The 3,015-nt window shown below is 67.6% G+C and carries 2 protein-coding genes; both read left to right on the forward strand.

What is annotated here, in order from left to right; translation table 11 throughout:
* Positions 1-42: 42 nt before the first annotated feature.
* Positions 43-1,302 carry a hypothetical protein gene (locus EB084_22740; GenBank protein NDD31083.1) on the forward strand — a complete coding sequence of 420 codons (1,260 nt, stop codon included), beginning with the start codon at positions 43-45 and terminating at the stop codon, positions 1,300-1,302.
* 192 nt (positions 1,303-1,494) lie between these two features.
* Positions 1,495-3,015, forward strand: a 1,521-nt coding sequence (locus EB084_22745) for a hypothetical protein (GenBank protein ID NDD31084.1), incomplete at its 3' end; no start/stop codon positions are given.

A 3,015-nucleotide genomic window follows, 5' to 3' on the forward strand; every position in this document is an offset into this window, starting at 1 on the left:
CAGCACGGTGGCCTGATCTAGTACCTCGTCGCCGCGCGCGAGATTCGCCTCGACGCCACCGCCGATGTGCCGAGCGGGGTGACCGCCCTCACCGGCGGCAGAGTCATCACCATGCGCGGCGACGAGGTACTAGATCAGGCCACCGTGCTGATCGAGGGCAATCGCATCAAGGCCATCGGGCGCGACGTGACGATTCCTTCGGGGGCGAAGGTGGTCGACTGCCGCGGCAAGACCATCATGCCCGGCATCGTCGACGTGCACTGGCACGGGGCCCAGGGCGAGAACGGCATCGTGCCGCAGCGAAACTGGTACAACTGGGCGGCGCTGGCCTTCGGCGTCACAACCCTGCACGACCCGTCGAACGACACCGCCGAGATCTTCTCGGCGCGCGAGATGGCGGTGGCTGGGCTCATCACCGCGCCACGCATCTTCTCGACCGGCACCGTTCTCTACGGCGCCGCGGGCGACTTCCGCGCCGACATCGACAGCCTCGACGACGCGCGCCGGCACCTGCGCCGCCTGAAAGCGGTGGGGGCCTTCAGCGTCAAGAGCTACAACCAGCCCCGGCGCGAGCAGCGCCAGCAGATCATCGCGGCGGCCCGCGAGCTGTCGATGATGGTGGTGCCCGAAGGCGGGTCGCTCTTCGAGCACAACATGACCATGGTGGTCGACGGCCACACCGGCGTCGAGCACGCCCTGCCCGTCGAGCGCGTCTACAAGGACGTGGTGGCGCTTTGGTCGGGCACAAAGGTAGGCTACACCCCCACCCTCATCGTGGGCTACGGCGGCATCATGGGCGAGAACTACTGGTATGCCCACACCAACGTGTGGGAGAACGCGCGTCTCGCCCGCTTCGTGCCCAACCGCCCCCTCGAGGCGCGCTCGCGCCGCCGCGTCATCGCGCCGGAAGACGAGTACAACCACGTGCAGATCAGCCGCGAGGCGAAGCACCTCAACGACGCGGGCGTGAGCGTTCAGCTGGGGGCCCACGGGCAGCGAGAGGGGCTGGGGGCGCACTGGGAGATCTGGATGCTGGTGCAGGGCGGCATGTCGCCCCTGCAGGCGCTGCGCTGCGCAACCCTCAACGGCGCCCGCTACCTGGGGCTCGACCGGGACATCGGCTCGCTCGAGGCCGGCAAGCTGGCCGACCTGGTGGTGCTGTCGGCCAACCCCCTCGACAACATCCGCGACTCCGAGAAGATCGACCTCGTCATGGCCAACGGACGGCTGTACGACGCCATGAGCATGAACGAAACGGGGAATCACCCGCGCAAGCGAGGCCGGCTCTGGTGGGAGCCGTAGAGAGCGCGGACGACGTCTTCACGGCGTCTCTACTGGTACGCACGAGCACGCGCTTCATGCCACAGCCTACCGGGTCCAGCAAACCCTCATCTTCTTTTCATTGACTTCACCTGGGGGGCTTGTTAGAATTCGATGGCCTGCAGATGATCACGTCAGGGTCTCCAACGGCCACCTCCCCCCGAAAGCCCCCCGATGCGCACCCTGAGACTCCTCATCGTTGCCCTCACCGTCACCCTCCTCGCCGGCTGCGGCGGCAAAGGCGGAGGCACAACCGGGGGCAGTCCCCTGTCGTCTACCGAGACCATCAGTCAGAGCGGCTCCACGCAGGTACGGGCAAGCGTGAAGGTGATGCCTACCAACGGAACGGTCACCGTGACACGGCTCACCGACAGCTCGGCCTCATTCACAGGAACGTTTGCGCTCTCGCCAGGCGACGTGCTCGTCTCGAACAAGGGAGACCTCCAGTTCGCCCGCAAGGTGGTGAGCGTCTCCCGATCTGGCGACATCACCACGGTCGAGACCGCCCCGATCACGCTGTCTGACGTGTTCAGCAGCGCTGACCTCGAACGCGTCGAGACCGTCGCGCCGGCCGCGTTCGCCGACGTTCCCGCCCTTCTCCCGGGAGAGACCATCGGACCGGCCACGAAGCGCCCCGGGAAGCTGGCCTACACCATCCCCATCACCTTCCAGAACACGTACGTCACAGGCCTCAACGGCGAGCCGGGCATCGTCATCGACGGCAGGGTCGACATCGACGTCACATTTGACACCGTGCTGAAGACGAACTGGTTCGGCGCGGTGAGCGAGCTCAAGATCGTCCCGACCGTGAAGGCGGTGGGCCAGGTCACCGCCACGGCCCAGGCCGGCATGGCCTTCAAGCGCACGGTGCCCATAACGCCCACCGTGAAGATCCCGCTCACGCCCCTGGGTCCGCTGGCCCTCACCGTCGACCTGCAGCTCAACCTCGATGTGACGGCGAAGCTCGCCGGCAAGCTGACGCAACAGGCCGGTGGCAGCGTCAGCGCCGCGGCGGGCCCCTGGTACAAGAACAGCAAGTGGACGCTGGCGCGCGCGTTCGACTATGAGTTCAACATCCCCCCACCGGTCGTCGAAGCCGAGGCGAGCATCTGGATCTCGGCCGGCCAGCCCCGGTTCGCGGTGACCCTGCTGGGCATCGCCAGCGCCTGGATCAAGGCCGACGTGGCCAAGGCGGGGGCAGAGGTCAAGGTCGTCGCCCTTCCGACCCCCGGCGTGAGCGGTCAGGCAAAGCTGGTCTTCGGGGGTGCGGCGGGCGTAACGCTGCTCTTCTTCGGAAGCCAGGAGCTGGGCAGCCCCCCAGCTCTACGACATGGTCGTGCGCGCACTCACCACGGTGCCGCAGCTCCGCGTGGGCGAGGTGCTGCAGCTCGAGGTCGAGGGGCGGCGCAGCGCCGGTGCCGACACCGAGCCCATCGCCGTCACCTGGACCCAGAAGAGCAGCAACGGCGGCAGCGTGGCCTTCGGACCGCGCAACGAGGTGCAGGGGGTCACGCCCGGCTTCGTCACCATCACCGCAACCCAGGGCGGCCAGAGCGTCACCTACGACCTCACGGTGACGTCGCCATCGGTGAGCGCAATCGCCATCACCGGCAACCTCAGCCCGCGGGAGAGCGCCGAGCTCGACCTGCGTGCAGTGGCACGGTTCACCGACGGCTCGACCAAGGACGTGACCGA

It is taken from the genome of Pseudomonadota bacterium (genome assembly GCA_010028905.1).
Taxonomy (GTDB): domain Bacteria; phylum Vulcanimicrobiota; class Xenobia; order RGZZ01; family RGZZ01; genus RGZZ01.